Here is a 24,582-nt window from a genome sequence, read left to right on the forward strand (position 1 = left end):
CATGCTTTACATCAGTGTTCCGCTCGGCAAGCTGGTCCGCCGGGTGTCCCGGCTCAGGGGTGGCGGCTCCGCCCTGCCCGGGCTGGTGGTCGAAAAAATCGACCCCGGCTTTATGCAGCGGACACTCGCCACCCTCCCTCACGGCGTGGCCGTCGTGAGCGGAACCAACGGCAAAACCACCACCACCAAAATGGTGGTGGAACTCCTGGAAAGCCAGGGCCTGAAGGTATTCACCAACCGCACCGGAAGTAACTTCACCCGTGGCGTGGCGGCTGCGCTGCTCGGCGAGGTGGACTGGCGCGGCCGGCTCAAGGCCGATGTCGCCGTCCTGGAACTGGACGAAGCCCACGCCGTGCATTTCGTGAACCGTGTCCCGCCGCGCTACAGCCTCCTGCTCAACGTCCTGCGGGACCAGCTGGACCGCTTTGGTGAAATCGACAAAACGGCCCAGCTCCTGCAACACATCGCTGCCAAAACCACCGGAACGGTGGTCCTCAACCGGGAGGACCCGCGCGTGGCCCGTATCGCGGACACACTGACCGGCGGCCAGGACGTCCAGTACTTTGGCCTCGACGATTCGCTCCTCAGCACCTTTCCGAACGACGACGACATGCGGGCAGCCCCCGGCAGCCCCGCGCCCGCAGCGCCCTCCCACAAGCCGCCCGCCGACGTCGTACTCCGGAGGGTGGGTCCGGACACCGCAGATTTCGAGTACGACGGCGTCACCGTCACCACAGCGATGAAGCTCCGCGGCGTCTACAACATCTTTAATGCCGCGGCGGCGCTGGTCCTGGCGCGCAGCATCTGCGGCGGCGGCGCCGCCACGGCAGACCACGCAACACTGCTGACCGCGCTCTCCCAGGTGGAGCCCGCGTTCGGCCGCGGCGAAAGCCTCACGGTGGACGGCCAGCCCCTGGACCTGGTGCTGGTCAAAAACCCCAGCGGTTTCCGGCTGGGACTGAAGTCATTCCCCGCAGGCGGCTACGCCACCATGATCGCCATCAACGACAACTATGCCGACGGCCGGGACATGTCCTGGCTGTGGGACGTGGAGTTCGATTCACTTCGCGAGGGCGGCGTTGACCAGCTGACCGGGTCCCGAGCGTACGACATGGCCCTGCGGCTGCAGTATGACGAGGTGCCGATCGGCGCGGTCCAGACGGACATCGCCCCGGCGCTTGCTGCTTTCATCCGTGAAGGCAGGGGCAAGCCGAAGCGGATTTTCTGCACGTACACAGCCATGCTGGCCATCCGCCGCGAGCTGTCCAAAATAACCGAAGTGGAGGTGGTCTCGTGAGCATCGAACCAAGCGGAACCGCTCCGGAGAGCAAGGGCGCCCTCCGCGTCCTGCAGCTGTATCCGCGGGACATGAACATCTACGGTGACTGGGGCAACGCCCTGGTCCTGAAGCAGCGGATCAGCTGGCATGGCTATACGCCGGAACTGCTTGAGTACAACGTGGGTGACGACTTTCCCGCCGACGTGGACCTCATCGTGGGCGGCGGCGGCCAGGACAGCGGTCAGCTGGTCATCCAGAATGACCTGCACTCACGGGCCGACGTCCTGACCGGACTCGCCGAGGACGGCGCACCCATACTGGTGATCTGCGGGCTTTACCAACTGTTCGGGCGCTTTTTCAAGACCCACCTGGGTACGGTCATTCCGGGCATCGGTATCCTGGATGTCGAAACCCACGGCACGGACGAACGCCTGATCGGCAACGTCAAGGTGTCCACCCCGGAGTTCGGCGAGGTGCTGGGCTACGAAAACCACAGCGGCCAGACAACGCTCGGGCCCGGCGTCCGGCCCCTCGGAACCGTGGCCAAGGGGACCGGCAACAACAGCAGTGACGGCCACGAAGGCGCCCGCTACAAGAATGTGGTGGCCAGCTACCTGCATGGTTCCCTGTTGCCCAAGAACCCCGCCATCGCCGACTTCCTGATCCGTACCGCTGCGGAACGCAAGTTCGGGGCTTTCGTCCCGGGCACTCCTGATGACAGCTTCGCGGTGCTGGCCCGCGAACACGCCGCCCGGCGTCCGCGCTGACTCTTTAGGGCAGCGGTTCGGGCCGCACACGGGGCTGGGCTGCGGGTTCCTTGGTGATCAGCAGTTCGTGCGCACCGGCAGCCGCCGCGCCCATCGACTCCACCACGGTGCTGGTCCGCAGCCTCGTGGCGGCGTCAGAATCGGGCGTTGCGCAGACACCCTGTGGTGCGTCGGATGCCACTGAACACCAGCGGTACGGATCGCGGACGATGACCGACGGAGCCCAGGCAAGGTCCGACGCCGTCCAGTTGCCGGCCGCATCCTGGCTGAACTGCGCACGGACCAGCAGGCCCTCGTTGTTCACCGCGTACCAAGGCGACAGTTCGGTCACCCCGTTGCCCAGGCCGTAGGCGATCCATGTGCCCTTGTAGTTCTCGATCGGCAGCACCGAATGTGTGTGATGGCCGTAGATCATGCTGAACTGGCCGCTGTCCACCAGGGCGCGGGCCGTTTCCTGCTGCTGGGTATTCGCTGCGCCGGCGTACTCATCCCCCGCGTGCATGGCGCCCAGCACAATGTCGGCGCCGAGGGCACGTGCCTTGACGGCCTTGGCTATCATGGTGGGCGCGTCCAGCATGTCCACCTGCCAGCTGTACTCCGGGTACAGCCCGTTGAGCCCGTAAGTTCCCTGGATGATGGCGACTTTTGCGGCTCCGGTCTGCAGAATCAGGATCCCCTCCGATTCGGTTTCGGTGCGGTAGGACCCGGTGTGTTTAAGCCCGGCAGCGTCCAAAGCGTCCAGGGTGCGCAGCAGTCCGTCCGTGCTCCGGCCGATGCTGTGCTCGCTCGCGGTGGTACAGGCCTGGTACCCCACGGCCTTTGCGGCACTGATGACCTGCGGCGGAACGTTGAAGGACGGGTACGCCGCGAACGGGCCGTCGGACCCGGCCACGGGTGTCTCCTGATGGCAGATGGCCAGGTCGCTTCCCCGGATGTACCGGCGCTGGCCTGCCAGGAGCGGGGTGAAGTCGAGGCCGGGTTTGCCTGCCGCAGCGGCGTCGTCGCCGGCCTGCTGCCAGAGCCCGGCATGGACCAGCATGTCCCCGGTCATCAGGACGGACGTGCACCGGAGCGTTGGGCACGCCGGTCCTGCACCCGGCGTGGGGGTGGGGGTTGGAACCGGTGAGGGCGTCGGGGTTTGCTGTTCCGTCCCGGAACGGGCGCCCGGCACCGTGCTGGAGGACGGCGGGTTCCGTTCGGCAACCAGGCCGCACGCCGCGAGCAGCACGGCCATCGTGACAGCCATGAGCACGGCCCGGATTCGGGCAGCGGCAGTGCCGGATGTGTTCCCCATACGCGCCATTGTAGGTTTGGCCACCCGCAAAACCGGGACGCCGCGCATTGAGAAGGATGCGCCGGTATGAAAGGTTAGCGTGATGACGAATCCACTCCTCAGCACCAGTGACCTGCCCTACGGGCTGCCGCCGTTTGCCCGGCTCGGACCAGCCGAATACTCCGAGGCAGTGGCCGCCGGTTTTGCAGAACACCTGGCCGAAATCCAGGCGATCGTGGACAACGCCGCGGACGTGACCTTCGAAAACACCGCCGTGGCCATGGAGAAATCCGGCCAGCTGCTGCAGCGGGCCGCGGCTGCTTTCTTCACCCTTGTCTCCGCCGATGCAACTGACGCGATCCGGGACCTGGAGACCGAACTTTCCCCCCGGTTCTCTGCCCACCAGGACGAGGTCTACCTCAACCGGGCCCTCTTTGACCGGTTCGCCGCCATTGATGTCTCCGGTCTGGATCCTGAATCCGTACGCCTCGTGGAGGAATACCTGAAGGAGTTCCGCCAGACCGGCATCCAGCTCGATCCGCCCGGGCAGGAGCGGCTGAAAGGAATCAACGCAGAGCTGTCACGGCTTGGCACGGAGTTTGGCCAGCGGGTCAAGGAAGGCATGAAGTCTGCGGCCCTGCTGGTGGACAGCGCCGGGGAACTGGCGGGGCTGCCCGCGGACGATCTCGCCAGCGCCGCTGAGGCGGCCCGCGAGGCTGGCCACGGGGACAAATTCCTCCTGACACTGATCCAGCCCAGCAACCAGCCCGCGATGGCTGCGCTCGAAAACCGGGACGTCCGCCGTCGACTGTTTGAAGCATCGCTGGCCCGGGGCAGCGACGGCGGCACCCTGGACGTCATGGACCTGGTCAGGTCCATGGCCGGGCTGCGGGCTGAAAAGGCCGCCCTTCTTGGCTTCGCCAACTATGCCGAACTCGTGGTGGAACGCCAGACGGCCCCCAGCTTCGAGGCGGTCCAGTCCATGCTGAACAGGATGGCCCCCGCAGCCGTCCGCAATGCGGACGCCGAGGCGGCCGCCCTGGCCGAGGTCGCCGGGCACCCGCTGGAGGCCTGGGACTGGGCGTTCTACTCAGCGAAAGTCCGCCGGGAGAAATACTCCGTGGACGAACAGGGGCTCCGCCCCTACTTCGAGCTGGACCGCGTCCTCCGGGACGGCGTCTTTTTCGCTGCCACATCCCTCTTCGGCATTACCTTCCACGAACGCCATGACCTTGACGGATACCACCCCGACGTCCGGGTCTGGGAGGTTCGGGACCAGGACGGTGAGGGCCTCGGACTGTTCCTGGGCGACTACTACACCCGCGAAACCAAGCGGGGCGGCGCGTGGATGAATTCGCTGGTGGAACAGTCGGCCCTGCTCGGCAATAAACCTGTGGTGATCAACAACCTCAACATCTCGAAGCCCCCGGCGGGTGAGCCGACCCTCCTGACGCTGGACGAGCTGCGGACCACCTTCCATGAGTTCGGCCATGCGCTCCATGGCCTGTTTTCCAACGTGACGTATCCGCGTTTCTCCGGGACCGCGGTCCCCCGGGACTTCGTGGAATACCCCTCGCAGGTCAACGAGATGTGGATCCTCTGGCCCGAGGTGCTGGCGAACTATGCCCGGCACCATCTCACGGGCGAGGCGCTCCCCCAGGACACCGTGGACCGGCTCAATGAATCCCGGCTGTGGGGCGAAGGGTTCGCCACCACCGAATACCTGGGCGCCGCGCTGCTGGACCTGGCCTGGCATGTGCTGGACGAAGCGGGAATCCCGGACGATGTGCTGGCTTTCGAGGCTAAGTCACTGGCCGCAGCGGGCGTGGCCCACGCCCTGATTCCACCGCGCTACCGAACGGGCTATTTCCAGCACATCTTCGCCGGCGACGGCTATGCGGCCGGCTACTACTCGTACATCTGGAGCGAGATCCTGGACGCCGAAACAGTGGACTGGTTCACCGAGAACGGCGGCCTGGACCGCACCAATGGCGAACGCTTCCGCCAGGAGCTCCTGTCCCGCGGCAATAGCCGCGACCCGCTGGAATCACTCCGAACGCTCCGGGGCTGCGAAGCGAAGCTGGAGCCCCTCCTCAAGCGCCGCGGCCTCGACTAACCCCTCATCGATTGCTCCGTAACGGCCGTTTTGAGGCCCCATAACGGCGGTTACGGAGCAATCGATGGGGAAACAACGACGGCGGGTGGCCGCCTTCGAAAAGGTGGCCACCCGCCGTCGTACTGCTTATGGAGCTGTTACCAGCCGCGCTCAGCGAGGCGGTGCGGCTGCGGGATCTCGTCCACGTTGATGCCCACCATGGCTTCGCCCAGGCCGCGGGATGCCTTGGCGATGACGTCGGGGTCATCGAAGAACGTGGTGGCCTTGACCACGGCAGCGGCACGCTGGGCCGGGTTGCCGGACTTGAAGATGCCGGATCCGACGAACACGCCGTCGGCGCCGAGCTGCATCATCATGGCTGCGTCGGCCGGGGTGGCGATGCCGCCCGCGGTGAACAGCACCACGGGGAGCTTGCCGGCGGCGGCGACTTCCTTGACCAGTTCGTACGGGGCCTGCAGTTCCTTGGCCGCGACGTAGAGCTCATCCTCGGGCAGGGCTGCGAGCTTGGCGATCTCGGCACGGATCTGGCGCATGTGGCCGGTGGCATTGGAGACGTCGCCGGTGCCGGCCTCGCCCTTGGAGCGGATCATGGCCGCGCCCTCGTTAATGCGGCGCAGCGCCTCACCGAGGTTGGTGGCGCCACAGACGAAGGGAACCTTGAAGTTCCACTTGTCGATGTGGTGGACGTAGTCGGCCGGGGTCAGGACCTCGGACTCGTCAATGTAGTCCACGCCCAAGGACTGCAAGACCTGCGCCTCCACGAAGTGGCCGATCCTGGCCTTGGCCATGACCGGGACGGAGACGGCGTCGATGATCTTGTCGATCATGTCCGGATCGGACATGCGGGACACGCCGCCCTGGGCTCGGATATCGGCCGGAACGCGTTCCAGCGCCATCACTGCAACGGCACCGGCATCTTCGGCGATGCGGGCCTGTTCGACGTTAACGACATCCATAATGACGCCGCCCTTGAGCATCTCAGCCATGCCCCGCTTGACGCGGTTGCTGCCCGTGACGCTGTTCGCGGACGAACCGGCGTCGCTGCTTACATCAGGTGTAGACACAAAAACCCCTATGGGTAGATAGATGATCCTCGCCGGACGTGAAGGCGGCAGGAAGCCGAGGAGTACACGCACCGGGTTGCCGGATCCATTGACCGGGCAGTCACAATACTAGTCCCACCGCGGGCAGCGGACTTAATCACGCTTAATCAGAGGCGGCGGATGCTGCCATGGCCTGGCGGTGAACGGTCCCTATGCGCTGGCAAATTGTGATGAGGCTGGCCAGGGCCAGCAGTCCGAGCGTCACAAGCAGAACCACCGGAGGCAGCCCGAGGCCTGTGAACCCGGTGACCACAAGAACCGACACGAGCCTCTCGGCGCGCTCGGCGATGCCTACATTTGCCGTGAAGCCCAGGGACTCTGCTTTGGACCGCGCATACGAGACCACCATGCCCAAAACGAGGCACAGCATGGCCGCGACGGCGATCGCGTAGTCCGCTCCCCCGGTGAAGAACCAGATAGCCACGCCCGCAAACAGCGCGCCGTCAGCGATCCGGTCCAGCGTGGAATCCAGGAAATTGCCCCACCGTCCCCCGGCGTCACGCATGCGGGCCATGATGCCGTCAAGCACATCCGAGAAGATGAACGCCGTAATGAACAGCGTGCCCCACCAGAGCTGGCCAAGGGGGTAGAACACCAGGGCGCCTACCACCACGCCGGCGGTGCCGACGATGGTCACCGCATCCGGAGAAACACCGATTTTCAGGAGCCAGCGGGCAAGAGGGGTGAACAGCGCGGTGAAAAACCCGCGCGCGTGCCTATTAAGCATCCGTCTCCCCGGGCCAGGCTTCGGCAACCAGCTGACGTACCTCATCGAGGGTCTGCGTGATGGCCTTGGTCTGGGCGATGATCGGGAAGAAGTTCCCGTCGCCGCCCCACCGCGGAACAATGTGCTGGTGCAGGTGGGCTGCGATGCCGGCGCCACCCACCACCCCCTGGTTCATGCCCAGGTTGAAGCCGCCCGGGTTGGAGACTTTACGGAGGACCCGCATGGCCGTCTGGGTGATGTCAGCAAACTCCGCAGTCTCCTCCACGGTGAGGTCCGTGTAATCCGGGACGTGCCGGTACGGACAGACCAGGAGGTGGCCCGGGTTGTACGGGAACAGGTTGAGGACCACATAGCAGGTCTTGCCCCTGTAGACGATGAGGGCTTCCTCGTCGGTCCTTCCCGGCCCCACGCAGAACGGGCAGTCATCCTCGTTCTTGAACTGGTGCTGCCCGCCCTTGATATAGGCCATCCGGTGGGGAGTCCACAGGCGCTGGAACGCGTCCGGTACGCCCGCGAGATCAAAGTCATCGGTCACGCCGGCATCCCCTGGATATCCTGCGCCTGTGTTCTCCTGCACCGTGTTCTTTTCCGTTTCCGCTAGCTGGTCCGGTTACGGACGGCTTCCGTGATCCGCTTGACGGCCTCGGCCACGGGCACGCCGTTGTCCTGGCTGCCGTCCCGGAACCGGAAGGACACAGCCCCGGCCTCGGCGTCGTCTCCGCCGGCGATCAGGACAAAGGGAATTTTGTCCTTGCTGGCGGTGCGGATCTTCTTGGGGAACCTGTCCGACGACGTGTCCACCTCGGCGCGGATGCCCGCGGCCTTGAGCTGGTCAACGACGTCGAACATGTACTCGTTGAAGGTTTCGGCCACCGGGATGCCCACTACCTGGACGGGGGAAAGCCACGCCGGGAAGGCACCGGCGTAGTGCTCCGTGAGCACACCCATGAACCGCTCGATGGAACCGAAGAGTGCGCGGTGGATCATGACGGGCCGCTGGCGGGTGCCGTCGGCTGCCTGGAATTCCAGCTCGAACCGTTCGGGCAGGTTGAAGTCCAGCTGGATGGTGGACATCTGCCAGGTCCGGCCGAGGGCGTCCTTCGCCTGGACGGAGATTTTTGGACCGTAGAAGGCAGCCCCGCCCGGATCGGCGACCAATTCCAGGCCGGATTCCTCGGCCACCTCGGCCAGGGTCCGGGTGGCTTCGTCCCATGCGGCGTCCTCGCCGACGAACTTCTCCGGGTCCTTGGTGGAGAGCTCGAGGTAGAAGTCGTTCAGGCCGTAGTCCTTCAGCAGGTCAAGCACAAACGTCAGGGTCTTGGTGAGTTCATCCTTCATCTGCTCGCGGGTGCAGTAGATGTGGGCGTCGTCCTGTGTCATGCCCCGGACGCGGGTCAGGCCGTGCACCACACCGGATTTTTCGTACCGGTAGACGGCGCCGAATTCGAAGAGCCGCAGCGGCAGTTCACGGTAGGAACGTCCCCGTGAACGGAAGATCAGGTTGTGCATGGGGCAGTTCATCGGCTTGAGGTAGTAGTCCTGGGCAGGCTTGCGGACCGTACCGTCTGCGTTGAGTTCCTCGTCCACTCGCATGGCCGGGAACATGCCCTCCTTGTACCAGTCCAGGTGTCCCGAGACTTCGTAGAGGTGGCCCTTGGTGATGTGCGGGGTGTAGACGAACTCGTACCCGGCGTCGACATGGCGCTGCCGGGAGTAGTCCTCCATTTCCTTGCGGATGATCCCGCCCCTGGGGTGGAAGACCGGCAGGCCGGAGCCAAGCTCGTCCGGGAAGGAGAAAAGGTCAAGTTCGACGCCGAGCTTGCGGTGGTCGCGCCGCTCAGCTTCGGCGATGCGCTCCTGGTAGGCCTTCAGCGCGTCCTTGGTGGGCCAGGCTGTGCCGTAGATGCGCTGCAGCTGCTGGTTCTTCTGGTTGCCCAGCCAGTAAGCGGAGGATGACCTAGTGAGGGCGAACGCGTTGGAGATGAGCTTGGTGTTGGGCAGGTGCGGGCCGCGGCAGAGGTCGCACCAGACGGTGGTCCCTTCCTTGCGCTCCACATTGTCGTAGATGGTGATGTCGCCGGCCCCGACCTCCACGTTAACGCCTTCAGCTGCTTCGGCGGCATCATTCTTTTTACCCAGGAGTTCGAGCTTGTAGGGCTCGTTTTTCATGGCCTCGCGGGCTTCATCCTCGTTGACCACGCGTCGGACGAACTTCTGGTTCTGGTTGATGATCTTCTGCATCATCTTCTCGAGGGTTTTGAGGTCCTCGGGGGTGAACGGCTCGGCAACGTCGAAGTCGAAGTAGAAACCGTCGGTGATGTACGGCCCGATGCCAAGCTTGGCATCGGGGCGGAGCTGCTGCACGGCCTGGGCCATGACGTGGGCGGTGGAGTGGCGCAGCACGTTCAGGCCGTCCGGGGAATCGATGGTGACGCCCTCAACCTCCGCGCCCTCGGGCAGCTCCTGGTCCAGGTCCTTCAGCTCGCCATTAACGCGGGCCACAACAACTTCGCGGCGCTCAAAGAAGAGTTCCGCACCGGTTGTCCCGGTAGTCACCTTGGTCTCTTCGCCATCGACGATGAGGGTGATCTGCTGGGCATCTGACACGGGTGTCTCCTATTCAAAGTTTTAGGCTTCATAGCTTGCGGCATACGGGGACCACAGCCAGCCATCGTCAATGCTATCGGTTCCGCCAGAGGCCGACCAACGGGACCCGCGGGCTCCGCCGACCTACGGGATGACCTTCGCAGCGTGGCAGCAGCCCCTCAGCCGCCCATCCCGGTGATGGCGAGGCTCCGGCTGATCCCGTCCAACGGATGCGGGACATCCGTGCTTTCCACCCGGTTGCCGGGGAACGGCAGGGATTCCACGCGGCTCAGGTCCCAGGCCATGCTGGCACTCAGGCTGATTCCGCGTGGACCTGTCCGGCGTGTGGTGCCGCGGATGAGCAGCAGCCTGGTTCCGAACAGGAGCTGGCCCGCCTGTTCCTGGGCTTCGTGGAAGAACACGGAGTCGATGCAGCCTGTGCCGTCATCGATGCTGATGAACACCACCCGGCGGCCGCCGCGCATGGGAGGGGTCTGGGTGGCAATGCGCACGCCGGCCACCAGCACCTCGGTGCCGTTGCGGAGGCTGAGCAGTTTGTCCGCAGTGGTGACCCCCAGCCTGTTCAACATGGGGCGGTGGCTTTCCATCAGGTGGCCGCTGACGTCGAGGGCCATAAGGTCGAGTTCGGCCCGGACGTTTTCCACCAGGGTTGGCTGGGGAAGCCCGGGCTTGACGTTGCGCAGTTCCACGTCCCCCAGCGGCAATGAGAGCTGCCCTTCCATGACCTCAGCGCCCTTACGGGTACCGCCGGCAGCATGGAGTTGGTTCAGATGCTGGACGAGGTCTGCACGGTTTGCCCCGCTGCCCGCCTCCCGGTGCAGGGAATCAAAGGCGCCTAATTGGGCGAGCCGCTTAATGCTCGGTTTGCTCAGCCTGGACCGTGCCCGGAGATCCGCCAGGGAGTCGTAGGGCTGGCCGGCGACAATCCTCTTGAGCTCAGCCCCGGAGAGGCCGTAAATCCCGTTGAGGCTCAGCCTGATCCCCAGCTTGCCCGCATCCGGCCCGTCCGCAACCCGTTCCACCCGGTACTCGGCATGGCTGCGGTTGATATCCAGCGGCAGGATGGGTATTCCAAGCCTTCGGGCTTCGGCAACCAGCAGCCGCTTTGGATACATCCCGGGATCGTGCTCCCACAGCCCGGCCAGGAACGCCTCGGGATGATGCGTCTTAAGCCAGGCTGACTGGTAGGTGGGGACGGCAAAGGCCGCTCCATGCGCCTTGCAGAAACCAAAACTCCCAAACGCCTTCAAGGTCCCCCAGACCTTGTCCACCACGTCCGGGGAATAGCCCTTGATCCTGGCCTCCCTGCGGAAGAACTCTTCCACTTTCAGTTCGAGGACCTCGTGACCGAGAGCCCGCCGGAACTCGTCTGCCTTTGCCAGCCCGCACCCGGTCATCACGTTGAACGTTTTCAGGATTTGCTCATGGAAGACGGTGACACCATGTGTTTCCTGCAGCACGGGTTTCAGGTCAGGATGCGGATAGACCTCCGGCGCAAATCCGTGCCTGTGTTCCAGAAACGGCCGCACCATGTCAGATTTCATCGGCCCTGGCCGGAACAGCGAAATGTCGATGATGAGGTCATTGAAGTCACGCGGGGCCATCTTGCCGATCAGCTCACGCTGTCCCGGTGACTCGATCTGGAAGCATCCCAGGGTGTGGGTGCTGCGGATCAGTTCGAAGGTGGGCTCATCATCCAGCGGCACGGCGTTCAGATCGATGTGGCCGTTGTCGGCGATGTAGTCCGGACCTGTACCTTCAGGCCCGGCAGGGTGGGCCCCGGCCGCGACCACTTCTGCTTTGGATGAATGGATCCGGATGACTTCCCGGACGGCAAACGCCATGGCGCTCTGCATCCTCACCCCCAGGACATCCAGTTTGAGCATGCCCATGGGATCCATGTCGTGTTTGTCGAACTGGCTCATGGGCAGCCCCAGTCCGCTGGGCTGGACAGGGGTCCGGTCAAGGAGAGTGGCGTCGCCCAGGATCACCCCGCAGGGATGCATGGAAATATGGCGGGGCAGCCGGTCCAGCCGTTCGGTGAGGTCCACCAGCAGGTCAAGCTGCTGGTTTTCTGCAAAGCCGCGCTGCTCCACCCTGCCTGCGAACTCCCGCAGCTCAGGTTTTTCCACCAGGGCTTCACGGAATTTGCGGGCTGAGAACCGCCACAGCTGCTTGGCGATCTCACCGACGTCGCCATCATCCATGCCCAGCGCCATGCCTGCATCCCGGACGGCACCGCGGGCCCGGTACCCGTTCTGCATGCTCATCAGGGTCACCCGCTCGGCACCAAACCGGTCAAAGATCTTCCGGTACACGTTGTGCCGCTCGGCGCTTTCGACGTCGATGTCAATGTCAGGCAGTGTGGCCCGGTCCTGCGACAGGAAACGTTCAAAGATCAGATCGTGCTGCAGGGGGTCCACCTGGCTGACGTCGATCAGATAATTGACCAGGCTGGAGGCACCCGAGCCGCGGGCAGCCGCCCTGACCCCCATATCCAGAATCATCCGGGAGACCTCGGCGACAGTCAGGAAGTAAGAGGAGAAGCCGAGGTTCCGGATGATCCCCAGCTCGTGCTCCAGCCGCGAGCGCATGTCCTTGCCGGCCGAACCGGATATTCCCGGGAACCGCCTGCTGATCCCGGCCTCACAGCGCTGGACCAGTTCTCTATGCGGATCCTGGCTGATGCCTATGACTGATGCCTCTGGGACCACAGGCTGCTTCCATCCCATATCAGCCACCGGGTCTATCCTGCAGAAGTCGGCGAGCGCCTCGGTCTGGGCCATGAGCTGTTTTAGGTCTGCTGTGCCATACCCCGCGGCGCGGATGATTTCTTTGCCCAGCAGAAGCATTTGCCCTGCGGATTTGAGCCAGCCCTGCCCGTTGGGCTGCAGCAGCGGTTCGGCAGCAAGTTCCGGCAGTGATTTCAGGGTCCGGGCGGAGTCGAGGACGTCAGCCGTGGCGGCACCGTCTTCGGCGCAATAACGGACTGCGTTGGTCAGCACAGCCGGGACATGGTGTTCTTCGGCGAGTTTGAGCATCCGCACCGCATGGGCAGTGCTCAGAGGCGCTCCCGGGGCAGTCAGCTGGGAAACCACTTCGGCAACAAGGGTTCCTGCCGGCATGGCGTCAAGCCATCGTTTGAAGAGTGTGCGCGGGCGAAGGTAGCGCCGCCCGCCCATGGCTCGTCCGACGTCGGAATCCGGTCCGATCAGGACTGTCAGCACCGGCTTCAAGGTATTGGGGTCAAGCGTCCGTGAGGCGAGTTCGGCACGGGTGACCGCAACAGGCACCGCTCCCCCGGCTTTTCCTGTGGTGCGGGCATGGGCATCGGAGACAAGCCTGCACAGGGCGCGGTAGCCCGCTCCGTTGTTATTGCCCCGGGCGAGTACCACCACCCGGCCGGCGAGCTGCGTACGGTGATCGCCGTCGTCGTCGAAGACCGCAAGGTCCACCCCCGCTATGGGGTCGATGCCTGCCGCCATGCAGGCTTTGAGGTGCTTGACTGTGCCGTACAGTCCGTCCCGGTCCGTGCAGGCAAGCGCTGTGGCGCCGTCCGCGGCGGCTGCCTGGGCCAGTTCCTCAGGCCAGGACACTCCATAGTGCGCGCTGAAGGCGGTGGAAACGTGGAGATGGGTGAAGCTCATGCGGTTTTGGGGTGGAGTCCGTCGTGGAGACGCATGAGCCGCCAGCGGCCGCTGCCCAGGTGCCTGCTGAGGTCCAGGGTGAGCGTGTCCGCGGTATCGAGGGAATCTGCCCGTACCTGGACGCGCCAGATCTCATGGTCCACCAGTCCCGGTCCGCTGCCCAGCGGAGCCCGACGCTCCTCAGCCCACCACTGCCTGCGTTCGTACCACCGCACAGGTTCGGCGCACACCGTATAGTGCCGCCCGGCCCATTGAAGTTCAAGCGGCTGCCCTGCAGGGGTGCAGACGACATCCAGGGACTCGCTGAACATACCCATGGGCGCCTCCTGTACTGAACTGAGCCAATGCAAAATGCTGCTGCACAAGGCTGCCGCAAAAAACAGGCATTCGAATACATGTTCGAATAAATCCAGTCTACGACGGTACCCCGGCAAAACCTAGACAGGGGTGGACGGACGGCCAGCAGGGGGGGCAGGATTGTGGCATGAGCTCCCAGAACGCACTCCTCAAGCACGTAAGCATCAAAGCCCAGGACAACACACTCGTGGCCAACTTTGATATCGACGGCAACATACCGGGGGCAGGTGCGTACGTAGTAGGACTGGTGGCTTCAAGCCCGGACTATTCGTCCCAAAGACGGCTGGGCATTGAATTCTTGAACGGGGAGGCGATCGCCTTCTACTCGTTCTGCCATGACCAGACCACCGAAGAAAACTATGACCTGTCCGGAGTGACCCATTCAGGCAACACCATCACGGGAAACTTTCCCATGGCAGCCATTCAGGGGCTGGGCAAAGGGCACAACATGACAGCGTTCAGCGAGGCTGATGGCCGCGATTTCCAGGGCGGCGTCCCGGTCGAAGAAGCGCTCTAGCTTCAGCTGTTCTCTTTATGGACCTTCATCTCGAGTTCAATGAACCCCGAGATCATGGCCCGGTACGTTGATTCAACGATGTCCGGGTCTATGTCCTTCTTTTCCGCGGCGCCGCGGACGTGCTCAATGACCCGCTCCACCCTGCCCGGGGCCCGGACTTCAGCGTCGTCCCCCTTGAGGGTTCCGGCGATCCTGATCAGGCGTTCCCGCCGGGCAATGAGGGTGACAATCTGATCGTCAACTTCGTCCACCGCAATCCGCACGGCAGCGAGCTGCTCTTTGTCCGCCAAAGCATCCCGGTCGTTTCCTTGAATAGTTGCCATCTTCTGACAGTATCGAAGCATGCAGCCCAGAGTCGACTTCATCTCACTAGGCGTCCGCAGCGTTGACGCCTCCCGCCGCTTCTATGTGGAGGGACTCGGGTGGCCGGTGCACCGTGAAATGCCCGGCGATGTGGTGTTCATCCAGGTCAACCACGGCCTCATTCTGTCCCTGTGGGATGCCGGGCAGATGCACGCCGAAGCCGGGGTTGGCACCCCTGGACCGGTCCCGTGCATCACCCTTAGCCATAACCTGACCACCACGGAGGAAGTGGACCAGGTGATGGCCGAAGCCCGGGCGGCCGGCGCGGAGATCGTTGCCGATCCTGTCACCCAGCCGTGGGGAGGGTACAGCGGCTATTTCGCTGATCCGGACGGCTTCCGCTGGGAGGTTGCATACAACCCCTCGTGGGCAGTGGACGACGACGGCAAGGTCACCGTCTAGAAACACGGTGCCTCCGCAGCCCGCCGGCGGCAACGGTCATCGGATCAGAAAAGCGCCTCTACCGGCCGGATGAGCTCCGGGGAATTGTTACGCACGTTCCCTACCTCAGTACCTACTGAGTCCACATGCCAGTCAGCGGCGACTTCCTTCACATGGGCCCGGACCAGGTCCACGAGGAAGGCGGCGTCATCGATCTGCGGGTCCAGCCACGACGCCATCGTGGCCCGGTCCATTGGCAGCGGCACCCGGTCGTGCAGCTCCGTGAGTTTGCCAAACACCGTGGACTCGGCACCCGGCGGCGGGGTGTCAGCCGTCAGGATGGATGTGGAGAGCAGCCACCGGCCAGGATCGCCGTCGGCCTTGGAAGGGTCCTTCCACCACTCATAGAGGCCGGCGAAAACCAGCCCCTGCTCAGACCCCGGATGCACGTAGTAGGGCTGCTTCGCCTTCCCGGTCCCCTGCTTCCACTCGTAATATCCATCGGCCGGCACAGCGCAGCGGCGTGACTTGACGGCTTTGCGGAAAGCCGGCTTTTCCAGCACGCTCTCGCTCCGGGCGTTGATCATCTTGGCACCGATTCGCGGATCCTTGGCCCAGGAGGGCACCAGGCCCCAGCGGGCCACATGCAGCTGCCGCACCGTGTTGTCCTCGATCAGCCGCTCCAGGACAATGGGCACATCGTCGGTGGGCGCCACATTCCACGATGGAGGAAGGTGAACATCCTCCTCCAGGCCGGCATCAAATTCGGCCAGCAGGTCACCCACGGCCCGGGCCATCACATAGCGTCCACACATGGATCCAGCATGCCATTACCGGTATGCCTTGTCAGCGTTGCTGTCATCCGTCGTCGCTGCCGCGGGGGAATAGCCTGCCCCGGGTTACGGTTGTGGAGACTGAACCCCTTCAACTTACACAGGAGAGCTCCGTGGACTTTACCCCCGAGAACGGCACCATCACCATGTTTTCCACCACCTGGTGCGGCTACTGCACCCGGCTGAAGAAGCAGCTGGACGCCCAGGGCATCGGTTACACGGAAATCAATATCGAAGAGGTGGACGGCACCGCCGAACTCGTGGAACAGCTCAACGGCGGCAACCAGACCGTCCCCACCGTGCTCTTCCCGGACGGCACCGCCGCCACCAACCCTTCCCTGGCTGAGGTAAAGAGCCGCCTCGCAGCCTGAGTCCGGCAGCTCATGTGGTAGACAGAACGGGACCAACTTCAGTGTTGGTCCCGTTCTTGTCTATCTGCATTGAGGGAGCCTTCCGTGGTCCATAAAGTCAAAGGTGTCGTAGCCCGTACCAAGGGCGCCCCGGTCACTCTGGAGACCATCCTGGTCCCTGAGCCGGGTCCGGGCGAGGCCCTGGTGGACATCCTCACCAGCGGCGTCTGCCACACCGACCTGCATTACAAACTCGGCGGAATCAGCGATGATTTCCCGTTCCTCCTGGGCCACGAGGCCACCGGCGTGGTCAGCGCCGTAGGCCCCGACGTCACCAATGTGGCCCCGGGCGACCGTGTTGTCCTGAACTGGCGCGCCGTCTGCGGGGAATGCCGCGCCTGCGCCAAGGGACAGCCCCAGTACTGCTTCAACACCCACAACGCCACCCAGAAGATGACCCTTGAGGACGGCACAGAACTCTCTGCCGCTCTCGGCATCGGTGCGTTCATCGAGAAGACCCTCGTGGCCGCCGGCCAGTGCACCAAGGTGGATCCCGACGCCGACGCTGCCGCCATCGGCCTCCTCGGGTGCGGCGTGATGGCCGGCATCGGCGCCGCCATTAACACCGGCGGCGTCAAGCGCGGCGATTCCGTCGCCGTCATCGGCTGCGGCGGCGTGGGAGTTGCGGCCATCGCCGGCGCCGCGCTCGCCGGCGCCACCACCATCATCGCCGTCGACATCGACGCCAAGAAGCTGGACCGCGCCCTTGAACTTGGCGCCACCCACACCGTGGACTCCTCGGACTCTGACCCGGTGGAGAAAATTCGGGAACTGACCGGCGGGTTCGGCGCTGACGTGGTGATCGACGCCGTCGGCCGCCCGGAAACGTACAAGCAGGCGTTCTACGCCCGCGACCTCGCCGGAACTGTAGTACTGGTGGGCGTCCCGACGCCGGACATGACCATCGAACTGCCCCTCCTGGATGTCTTCGGCCGCGGCGGTTCGCTGAAGTCCTCCTGGTACGGTGACTGCCTGCCGTCCCGGGACTTCCCCATGCTGATCAGCCTCTACCGGCAGGGCAAGCTCGATCTGGATGCCTTTGTGACCGAGCGGATCACCATCGACCAGGTGGAGGAAGCGTTCGGGAAGATGCATTCCGGTTCGGTACTGCGTTCGGTGGTAGAGCTGTGACCGCACCCGCTGCCGGCGGCGCGCCCGGCACCGGCGGCCCGCTCCGGATCGACCGCCTGGTCACCTCCGGCACGTTTTCCCTCGACGGCGGCACCTGGGATGTGGACAACAACGTCTGGATCGTGGGCAACGACGCCGAATGCGTCGTGATCGACCCGGCACACGATGCCAAGGCGGTTGCCGCGGCGGTGGGTGGCCGGAAGCTCAAGGCGATCCTGCTGACGCATGGCCACGACGACCACATCCGTTCGGTGGGCGACTTCCGGGATCTCGTCCAGGCCCCCATTCACCTGCATGAGGCGGACTGGATGCTCTGGAAGAACGTCTACCCGGATATGGAACCGGATGTCCGCATCAGCCACGGCGACGTGGTGGACGTGGCCGGCGCCAGCCTGACCGCCCTGCACACGCCGGGGCACTCGCCGGGTTCGGTGTCCTTCCACCTGGCTGACGGACCCGACGGCGAGGGCACCGTTTTCAGCGGCGACACCCTGTTCCAGGGCGGCCCGGGAGCCACCGGAAGGTCCTACAGCGACTTCCCCACCATCATCGAGTCGATCAGGACGTGGCTGCTGCCGCTCCCGGCCGGCACGGTGGTCCGGACCGGGCACGGCGACACCACCACCATCGGGGCCGAAGCCCCGCACCTGCAGGAGTGGATTGCCCGCGGCCACTAGGCCGGGCGAAATGCCCCTCACAGAGGGCCAGCCGAAGCGGTCTAAGCTTCCCTGCCGTACACGCTGCTGAAGTCGGCGTGGCGCAGGGAAGCGTGGCCCGCGTACTCGGCCAGCACCGCATCCTCGACAGCCCCCACAGTGAGCCCGGGTACAAGATCGTTCGCTGCCCCGGCAGTGGCCGGGTCCCAGTCCAGGCCCAGCGCCGCATAGCTGTCCGTCAGGACAGCGCGGATGGGGGCGGAGTTCTCCACCACAATCACTGAGCTGAACAGCCAGCCGCCACTCACCACACGCTGGGCGGTGCCGATCAGTTTGATCCGGTGCGCGGGGTCGGCGGTGCCGGCGCCGTGGACGCTGTACTCCCCCGGGCAGTACTCGCCCGGGATCTCCCCGACGGCGGCATGCACCCCGACGTTCCGCAGGGCCTTGGCCAGCAGCTCACCAAAGAAACTGAACCGGCTCCGGGAACCGGCTATCGCATCCGCGTCGGGCATGATGTGGTCTACCACCAGGGTGCCCTCATGGTAGGCGGCAGCCCGGCCGCCGGCTTTCCGCACCAGGGGTTCAAAGCCGTGGTCCCGGCAGGCACGGGCGGCCGCATCAAAGCCCGGCAGCCGGGTGTCGCGCTGGCCGAAGGCGACAGTCGGGGCCGGACGGTACAGCCGAAGGGTGGGGCCGATCCTGCCGGTCTTCGCCATGGCCAGCAGTTCGAGGCCGAATTCCAGGTCCCGGGCGGCGCCCAGCGTATGATCCTGCCGCACCACGGTGAGCGTCCGGAGTCCCGCTTCGACGTCCCGCATGTTGCTAAGCTCCCTTATGTTCATTTTGCAATTCCTTGTTGTCGCCGCGGCATTCGCGGTTATTGATGCCATCTGGCTCAAGACAATGAACCCGTTCTACCGCAGCCACATCGGTGACCTGCTCGCTGACAAGCCACACTTAGGTTACGCCGTGGCTTTCTATGTCATGTACATCGCCGGGATCCTCTTCTTCGCACTGCGGCCGGCGCTCGACGGCGGCAGCTGGCTGACTGCCCTCGGCTACGGAGCGGCCCTGGGCGCCTTCGCCTACGCCACTTATGACCTCACCAACGCCGCCACGCTTAAGACGTGGCCGCTACAGCTCATCGTGGTGGACATCCTCTGGGGCGCCGTACTAACCGCGCTGTCCACGCTCGCAGGCTGGCTGGTGTTCCGCACCACCTGACGGTACTCCCGGCAAAAGCGGCCTGACACGAACGGACTTTTACGCTTTATCCCATCGCCCGGTGACTAAACTCGGAAACCGGATGCAACCCCACATACTCCCTCAGGAGAGGCAATCCACTGATACGAGTCATTAGCTACAACCTTCGTAAGCACAAGGCCAGCGGGGAGCTGGTTGCCTTGGCCGAGGACTTCGGCGTGGACGCGCTGTGCCTGCAGGAATGCGACACCACCGACCTGCCGGACACCCTGGGTCAGCTGCAGCTGGCCGATTCAACCAAGGGAAACCGGCTCGGGCTTGCCATCTACTACCGCAAGGACCGGTTCACCTCTCACGGCACCAGGACCTTTGCGCTGAAGAAGTCACTGCATGACATGGTGCTGGCCCCTGCGCATGAGCGGCTGATCGGCACCCGGGTTCGGGACAACGAGACCGATCACGAGCTTGTCATCGGCTCGTTCCATGCCGCGCCGCTGACGGCCACCAACTCGCTGCGGCGGAACCAAATCAACGCGGCGCACAAGGAGCTGCTGGGCATGGGGACGGGCCTGATGACGCTCATGGTGGGTGACTTCAACTACCCGTTCTTTACGAAGAACCTCACCGAACACATGAAGGACTCCGGCTACGAACTCTCCCTGAGCAACCGCCGGACGTATACGCGGTACAAAATGTTCAAGGGCCACTTCGACTTCGCCACCTCCCTGGGCCTGAACATTGACAACGTGGAAACGCTGCCCCGCGGCGCCTCCGACCACTTGCCCATCCTGGTCACGGCCGAATACGGTCAGGAATCAAGTCCCGCGCAGGAGCCCCTGGCTTCCTGACCTAATCTGTTTGGAGGCGGGCGTGCGGCGCGACTGGATCAGCAGGGCGGTTCCTGGCGTTGGCGTGGCCCGCAGCTATAAGAAGGCCTGGCTGAAGCCTGATCTGGTGGCCGGGGCAGCCTTGAGCGCGGCCCTTGTGCCAGCCGGCATGGCCTACGCCGAGGCCAGCGGCCTTCCGGCGGTAAACGGGCTGTACGCCTCCGTGGTGCCGATGATCTTCTACGCGCTGTTCGGACCGTCACGGGTGGTCATAGTTGGGCCTGACTCATCGCTGGCACCCATGATCGCCGCCGCAATTCTTCCCTTGGCCGGACGTGACCCGGAGCAGGCCGTGCCCATGGCAGGAGTCCTCGCTATCCTGATCGGCGCTTTCCTGTTTGCCGGGCGTCTGTTCAATCTGGGATTCGTCACCGGCCTGCTCTCCAAACCGATCCGGGTCGGCTACCTGAACGGCATTGCGCTGGCCGTCACGGTCAGCCAGCTTCCGAGGCTGCTGGGCATCGACAGCTCCGGAGATTCCTTGGTGGACCGCCTCGGCTCCCTGGCCGGGGCCGTCCTCAGCGGCGGCATCAACCCCGTCGCATTGGCCGTCGGAGCAGGGAGCCTGGCCGTCATTGTGGCCGGACGATTCCTCCCATGGAAAGTACCGAGCGTGCTGATTGCCGTGGCAGGCTCCATCGCCGTGGTGGCAGCCATGGGACTGGCCGGACAACTCCCCATAGTCGGCGCACTGCCGCAAGGACTTCCTAACCCTTCCCTGGGTGGCATTGGAATGGACGATGTCCTCTCGCTCCTGGGCCCGGCAGCGGGCATCGCCCTGATCGCCTTCGCGGACACCTCAACTCTGTCCAAGAGCCTCGCGGCGCGGCGCGGACTGAGAGTCAACGGCAACGAGGAAATGGGCGCACTGGGGATCGCCAACATTGCCACCGGCCTGCTCAGTGGCTTCCCGGTCAGCGGAAGCTCATCGCGCACGCCCATTGTGCTCGATGCCGGCGGGAAGTCACCGCTCAGCGGAGTGGTAGCGGCTCTGTTGGTGGTGCTGTTCATGATCCTCATCCCGGGCATCACGGCTTTCCTGCCCACCGCGACGCTCGCTGCCGTGGTGATCGTCGCCGCTGCGTCGCTCGTAGACGTCAAGACGCTCATCCGGCTGGTCAGGATGAGCCGGATGGAAACGCTCCTGCTGGTGGTCACCTTCCTGGGCGTCGCCTTTGTGGGGGTCCTGGAGGGAATCGTGGTGGCGATCGGGCTGTCCCTGGTGGCCTTCGTCCGGCGTGCCTGGGATCCGTACCGGACCGAACTCGCCAGCGTTGACGGCATCCCCGGCTTCCACGACCTCGACCGGCACCCTGAGGGGAAGCGGGTTGAGGGCCTGGTGATCGCACGCTTCGACGCCCCGTTGTTTTTTGCCAACGGCGAAGTGTTCGCGGACCACATCCGCAGCCTGGTGGACGGTGCCCCGTGGCCGGTGAAATGGGTGCTTGTGGCCGCCGAGCCCATCACCGGCCTGGACACAACTGCACTTGAGGAGGTGGTGCAACTGGACGATGAACTTGCCCGGGAAGGCATTAGCCTGGTCTTTGCCGAAATGAAGGGACCCATTAAGGACCGTCTGGTCCGCTTCGGCGCCAGTTCAAGGTTCAGCGCAGACCATTTCTATCCCACTGTCCACAACGCCGTCCGCGCTTACCGGGAAGCGACAGGAATGGATTAGATCCACCCATAATAACTGTCCCTTGGACGGCATCCAGGGGCAGATAGGGAGCCTGCCAATGCCGGCCGTCGCTGGAGCAGGCGCGGTTGTCGCCAAGCAGCAGCAGGTGCCCGGGCGGGATCCGGAAAGTGCCGCACGGGCCTCCGGTGTGCATAACATAGGGCTCGGGGAAGAGTCGTCCATTGACCCGGATGCCGCCGGCGGCCTCGATCACCACCTGCTCCCCGGGCAGTCCCAGGACCCGCTTAACGACGGTTCGGCCCAGCTCCTGGGAACTGACCACAAGGACATCTCCGCGCCGGATCAGCCCCGGATGCGTCAGACGCCGGGTCAGCACGTAACGTCCCGGTGCCAGGGCGGGGACCATTGACACCGACTCTATTTTCGTCAGAAACACCAGCCACCGGCGAACCGCCAGTCCGGCCAGGACGGCGGCCAGCAAGGCGGCCAGCACGACGGCTGAAGCAATGGCCGGCTCAACAACCACGGGCCACCATCCCGTCAGTGCCCGTGTCCGGCGTGTACGTGGTGGCCGCCGGCTTCCTCGCCTTCAGCAAGCTTGACGAAGCTGACGTAGGCACCGACGTAGGCCCGGCCGGCGTCAAGATCGTCCACGTCGTAATTCCTGTGCGCCAGCACCGTCGCCAGGGGCGCCTCCAATTGCCGGAGTCGTTCAGCCGGCATCAGGCCGTCCAAGGCCCGCAGGGTTCCGGTTTCGACGCAGCGGTCCGCGGCAAGCACCTTTTCATCGATGGACCCGTCCGAAGGTTTCAGGCCCGTATAGGGTTCGCCTTCACCAGCACGGTGGATGCGCACAAGATTCTCCAGGAACCAGCGGTCGGCAACCTGTTGAGCTTCCTGACCGTGTGCCCGTGCCGCCTTCGCGAGAGTGAAAATCTCGAGCAGCTCGCCCTCATGGCCTGCGTCGATCCATTTCAGGGCGTGATTGGGATTGCCGGTCGCCAGCGCCCGCCTGCCGTCCTGGGCGGCGGGCCCGTCAAGGGTGTCGCAGTGCGCACTGGCCCGCACCGGGCTGAGGACCACCACCGCAATGATTACCACGGATGCAATAAGAACCAGGAACAGAGCCGTCACGTGTCTTCTCCTCACCTGAGTGGGACCGGCAGGTGCTATCAGTGTGCATCGATCTCACCGCTTCGACCAGTCCCTGACCCTCGCCCAACAATCCACGGGACCGGGCCTCAATCATGGGTTTCAGGTTTGGGCCGGTCACGGAGGTAGTTACGCAGCAGGGGCAATTCGATTCGCACATGGTCGTCCAGGTCCGCCGTGAATTCGGCTGTGAAGTACAGCCGCAGAAGCGGATCCAGCACCCGTCCGATCCCTGGCCAGCCGGCTGTCACGGTGTGCTGCACACACACGCCGTCCTGTGTCGGCGAGAACACCAGGGACAACCTCGCAGGAAGAGGCACGATCTTATGAAACCGCCACACTATCCGCCGTCCCGGCTCGAAGGCCTCCACAACTCCGCGCAGGCGCAACCGGCGCCGGCCGACGAATTCGTCCATCACCATGACATCCCCTTCGCCGCCCGTGGCGCCGTTGAGCACATGAAGCCGGAGGTGGGTGCCCGGCCACCATTGACGGTACTGCTCATCCGTGCAGGACATCATGAAGTCACTGACATCCTGGCCTGTCAGCCCTGGAACTTTAACTTTTGATGTGACGGCCAGCATCAGCGTCCCTGCGTGATGGAATGACGGGGTTCTTGTGGAGTTCGTTCAGTAAGGTCAGGTACGGCGGAGGGTCAGGATCTGTTCGGCACGGCCAAAGGGTCCCTGGAGGTCATGGAGGACAGTGGACGTGAGGCCGATACCGTCGGTGCCGAAGGAGACGGCATTGTCCAGCCCAAGCCACTGGCCGCCGGGCCTGCGGACATGTGGATCTGCAGGTCCAGGTTGGGGAAGGCATAGCTCCCCTCGCCCGGCATAACCCTGGCGGCGATCCCGTTGGCCGTGTCCACCAGGCCCATCAGGCGGACAAAGTCGCTGCTGTCCGCCTTGTCCGTCAGCGGGTGCCCGGTCCTCAGCCACACTGTGCCGGCTCCGTGCCGGTGCCCCTCGGCCACGCGCATCTCCAATGACCGGATGTAGCCGCCGGGCCAGATGACGGCGCCGTCGAACGGCTTGCAGTCATCCGGCGCGGGGATAGTGATGTCCTCGACGGCGGCCACCGCCGACGTGTCACTGGTGATCATCCGCCATGCTGTCGCCCGGATGGCCACACGCCCGTTTGCCACGAGTTCTGCCTGCAGCAGCTCAATGGTCCGGCCGGGGCGGAGCGTGGTGGTTTCGATGTGGAAGGTGCCTCCGGGAATGAGGCCCAGGATCTCGTAGCTCAACCGGGCCATCCGCATGTCCGTGCGGGGCTCGTGCCGCTCCAGGCTGTCAGCCATCAGTCCTGCGGCCGGCGCCATGTGCTGTTCGTGCTCGTTCCATGCCCCCTGGGCGTGGATGGTGGAACGGAAGCGGCCGTCGCCCAGCGACTCGTAGTAGAAGTTTCCCTGGGCAAGCTCAGGCAGTTCCTTGGTCAACGGTGACCCCTTCTGACGGTTGGGTGAATGAATATTAACTCTAACCCGGTGCCAACGGAGCCGGGGTGACGAGGGAGGCAAAGACGACAA

The 24,582-nt window shown here is 64.5% G+C and carries 25 protein-coding genes; 11 read left to right on the forward strand and 14 right to left on the reverse strand.

The features are described 5' to 3' along the window. The first annotated feature begins 1 nt into the window (after position 1). Together IDT60_RS10165 and IDT60_RS10170 are read left to right on the forward strand one after the other, a co-directional pair. Positions 2–1,297, forward strand: a complete 1,296-nt coding sequence (locus IDT60_RS10165; protein WP_164199533.1) for a Mur ligase family protein — start codon at positions 2–4, stop codon at positions 1,295–1,297. After that, a complete protein-coding gene (locus IDT60_RS10170; RefSeq protein WP_191079003.1) occupies positions 1,294–2,046 on the forward strand; it encodes a type 1 glutamine amidotransferase in 753 nt (250 codons plus the stop codon). The genes IDT60_RS10165 and IDT60_RS10170 overlap by 4 nt, the downstream gene beginning before the upstream one ends. Positions 2,047–2,050: 4 nt before the next feature. Here the strand turns inward: IDT60_RS10170 and IDT60_RS10175 are convergent, their stop codons facing one another. Then, complete coding sequence (locus tag IDT60_RS10175; RefSeq protein WP_223883679.1) at positions 2,051–3,340, reverse strand: CapA family protein; 1,290 nt, start codon at positions 3,338–3,340, stop codon at positions 2,051–2,053. 82 nt (positions 3,341–3,422) lie between these two features. On the opposite strand from IDT60_RS10175, the gene IDT60_RS10180 reads away from it, so the two are divergent. After that, entirely contained in the window at positions 3,423–5,435 is a 2,013-nt protein-coding gene (locus tag IDT60_RS10180; protein WP_191079004.1) for a M3 family metallopeptidase, read from the forward strand. A 137-nt stretch (positions 5,436–5,572) separates the two neighbouring features. On the opposite strand, the gene pdxS is transcribed toward IDT60_RS10180, so the two are convergent. From pdxS to IDT60_RS10210, 6 genes are all read right to left on the reverse strand, one after another. After that, complete coding sequence (gene pdxS, locus IDT60_RS10185) at positions 5,573–6,499, reverse strand: pyridoxal 5'-phosphate synthase lyase subunit PdxS (RefSeq protein ID WP_191079005.1); 927 nt, start codon at positions 6,497–6,499, stop codon at positions 5,573–5,575. A gap of 142 nt (positions 6,500–6,641) precedes the next feature. Then, a complete protein-coding gene (pgsA, locus tag IDT60_RS10190; RefSeq protein ID WP_191079006.1) occupies positions 6,642–7,265 on the reverse strand; it encodes a phosphatidylinositol phosphate synthase in 624 nt (207 codons plus the stop codon). Beyond that, positions 7,258–7,842, reverse strand: coding sequence for an HIT domain-containing protein (locus tag IDT60_RS10195; protein ID WP_191079007.1), 585 nt, complete (start codon positions 7,840–7,842; stop codon positions 7,258–7,260). Before IDT60_RS10195 ends, pgsA begins: the two co-directional genes overlap by 8 nt. A gap of 20 nt (positions 7,843–7,862) precedes the next feature. Next, a complete protein-coding gene (thrS, locus tag IDT60_RS10200) occupies positions 7,863–9,872 on the reverse strand; it encodes a threonine--tRNA ligase (RefSeq protein WP_191079008.1) in 2,010 nt (669 codons plus the stop codon). Between the two features lie 158 nt (positions 9,873–10,030). Beyond that, complete coding sequence (locus tag IDT60_RS10205; protein WP_191079009.1) at positions 10,031–13,519, reverse strand: DNA polymerase III subunit alpha; 3,489 nt, start codon at positions 13,517–13,519, stop codon at positions 10,031–10,033. After that, positions 13,516–13,836 carry a DUF6504 family protein gene (locus IDT60_RS10210; protein WP_191079010.1) on the reverse strand — a complete coding sequence of 107 codons (321 nt, stop codon included), beginning with the start codon at positions 13,834–13,836 and terminating at the stop codon, positions 13,516–13,518. Before IDT60_RS10210 ends, IDT60_RS10205 begins: the two co-directional genes overlap by 4 nt. Positions 13,837–14,003: 167 nt before the next feature. Between IDT60_RS10210 and IDT60_RS10215 the strand changes: the two genes are divergently transcribed. Continuing rightward, the gene (locus tag IDT60_RS10215) at positions 14,004–14,393 is read left to right on the forward strand and encodes a hypothetical protein (RefSeq protein ID WP_164199515.1); all 390 of its coding nucleotides are present in this window, start codon (positions 14,004–14,006) and stop codon (positions 14,391–14,393) included. 2 nt (positions 14,394–14,395) lie between these two features. Here the strand turns inward: IDT60_RS10215 and IDT60_RS10220 are convergent, their stop codons facing one another. Then, positions 14,396–14,716, reverse strand: a complete 321-nt coding sequence (locus tag IDT60_RS10220; protein ID WP_164199512.1) for a chorismate mutase — start codon at positions 14,714–14,716, stop codon at positions 14,396–14,398. A gap of 19 nt (positions 14,717–14,735) precedes the next feature. On the opposite strand from IDT60_RS10220, the gene IDT60_RS10225 reads away from it, so the two are divergent. Further along, a complete protein-coding gene (locus tag IDT60_RS10225; RefSeq protein ID WP_191079011.1) occupies positions 14,736–15,158 on the forward strand; it encodes a VOC family protein in 423 nt (140 codons plus the stop codon). 44 nt (positions 15,159–15,202) lie between these two features. Here the strand turns inward: IDT60_RS10225 and IDT60_RS10230 are convergent, their stop codons facing one another. Further along, positions 15,203–15,952, reverse strand: coding sequence for an SOS response-associated peptidase (locus tag IDT60_RS10230; protein WP_164199508.1), 750 nt, complete (start codon positions 15,950–15,952; stop codon positions 15,203–15,205). 131 nt (positions 15,953–16,083) lie between these two features. Between IDT60_RS10230 and IDT60_RS10235 the strand changes: the two genes are divergently transcribed. From IDT60_RS10235 to IDT60_RS10245, 3 genes are all read left to right on the forward strand, one after another. Then, entirely contained in the window at positions 16,084–16,341 is a 258-nt protein-coding gene (locus IDT60_RS10235; RefSeq protein ID WP_164199506.1) for a mycoredoxin, read from the forward strand. 84 nt (positions 16,342–16,425) lie between these two features. Continuing rightward, complete coding sequence (locus IDT60_RS10240) at positions 16,426–17,511, forward strand: S-(hydroxymethyl)mycothiol dehydrogenase (RefSeq protein ID WP_191079012.1); 1,086 nt, start codon at positions 16,426–16,428, stop codon at positions 17,509–17,511. Beyond that, positions 17,508–18,188 (forward strand): MBL fold metallo-hydrolase, encoded by a 681-nt coding sequence (locus tag IDT60_RS10245; RefSeq protein ID WP_191079013.1) that lies wholly within the window; start codon positions 17,508–17,510, stop codon positions 18,186–18,188. Before IDT60_RS10240 ends, IDT60_RS10245 begins: the two co-directional genes overlap by 4 nt. A 41-nt stretch (positions 18,189–18,229) precedes the next feature. Here IDT60_RS10245 and IDT60_RS10250 read toward each other — a convergent pair whose 3' ends face one another. Then, positions 18,230–19,012 carry a biotin/lipoate A/B protein ligase family protein gene (locus IDT60_RS10250; protein ID WP_370590680.1) on the reverse strand — a complete coding sequence of 261 codons (783 nt, stop codon included), beginning with the start codon at positions 19,010–19,012 and terminating at the stop codon, positions 18,230–18,232. Here IDT60_RS10250 and IDT60_RS10255 point away from each other — a divergent pair. The 3 genes from IDT60_RS10255 to IDT60_RS10265 all read left to right on the forward strand — a co-directional run bounded on the left by IDT60_RS10255 (position 19,005) and on the right by IDT60_RS10265 (position 21,938). After that, entirely contained in the window at positions 19,005–19,394 is a 390-nt protein-coding gene (locus tag IDT60_RS10255; RefSeq protein ID WP_191079014.1) for a DUF2177 family protein, read from the forward strand. The genes IDT60_RS10250 and IDT60_RS10255 overlap by 8 nt on opposite strands. Before the next feature lie 122 nt (positions 19,395–19,516). Then, positions 19,517–20,221, forward strand: a complete 705-nt coding sequence (locus tag IDT60_RS10260; protein WP_191081902.1) for an endonuclease/exonuclease/phosphatase family protein — start codon at positions 19,517–19,519, stop codon at positions 20,219–20,221. Between the two features lie 22 nt (positions 20,222–20,243). Then, positions 20,244–21,938, forward strand: a complete 1,695-nt coding sequence (locus IDT60_RS10265; RefSeq protein WP_191079015.1) for a SulP family inorganic anion transporter — start codon at positions 20,244–20,246, stop codon at positions 21,936–21,938. Here IDT60_RS10265 and lepB read toward each other — a convergent pair. The 4 genes from lepB to IDT60_RS10285 form a co-directional block, all read right to left on the reverse strand. Beyond that, positions 21,865–22,425: a signal peptidase I gene (lepB, locus tag IDT60_RS23545; RefSeq protein WP_191079016.1), complete on the reverse strand. Its 561-nt coding sequence runs from the start codon at positions 22,423–22,425 to the stop codon at positions 21,865–21,867. The two genes, IDT60_RS10265 and lepB, sit on opposite strands and share 74 nt — an antisense overlap. Before the next feature lie 14 nt (positions 22,426–22,439). Next, a complete protein-coding gene (locus IDT60_RS10275; RefSeq protein ID WP_191079017.1) occupies positions 22,440–23,033 on the reverse strand; it encodes a DUF6448 family protein in 594 nt (197 codons plus the stop codon). A 107-nt stretch (positions 23,034–23,140) separates the two neighbouring features. Continuing rightward, positions 23,141–23,635, reverse strand: a complete 495-nt coding sequence (locus tag IDT60_RS10280) for a hypothetical protein (protein WP_191079018.1) — start codon at positions 23,633–23,635, stop codon at positions 23,141–23,143. A 71-nt stretch (positions 23,636–23,706) separates the two neighbouring features. Next, entirely contained in the window at positions 23,707–24,492 is a 786-nt protein-coding gene (locus tag IDT60_RS10285) for a thioesterase family protein (protein ID WP_191079019.1), read from the reverse strand. Positions 24,493–24,582 lie beyond the last annotated feature (90 nt).

Origin of the sequence: Pseudarthrobacter sp. BIM B-2242 (assembly GCF_014764445.1) — a bacterium.
GTDB lineage: Bacteria > Actinomycetota > Actinomycetes > Actinomycetales > Micrococcaceae > Arthrobacter > Arthrobacter luteus_A.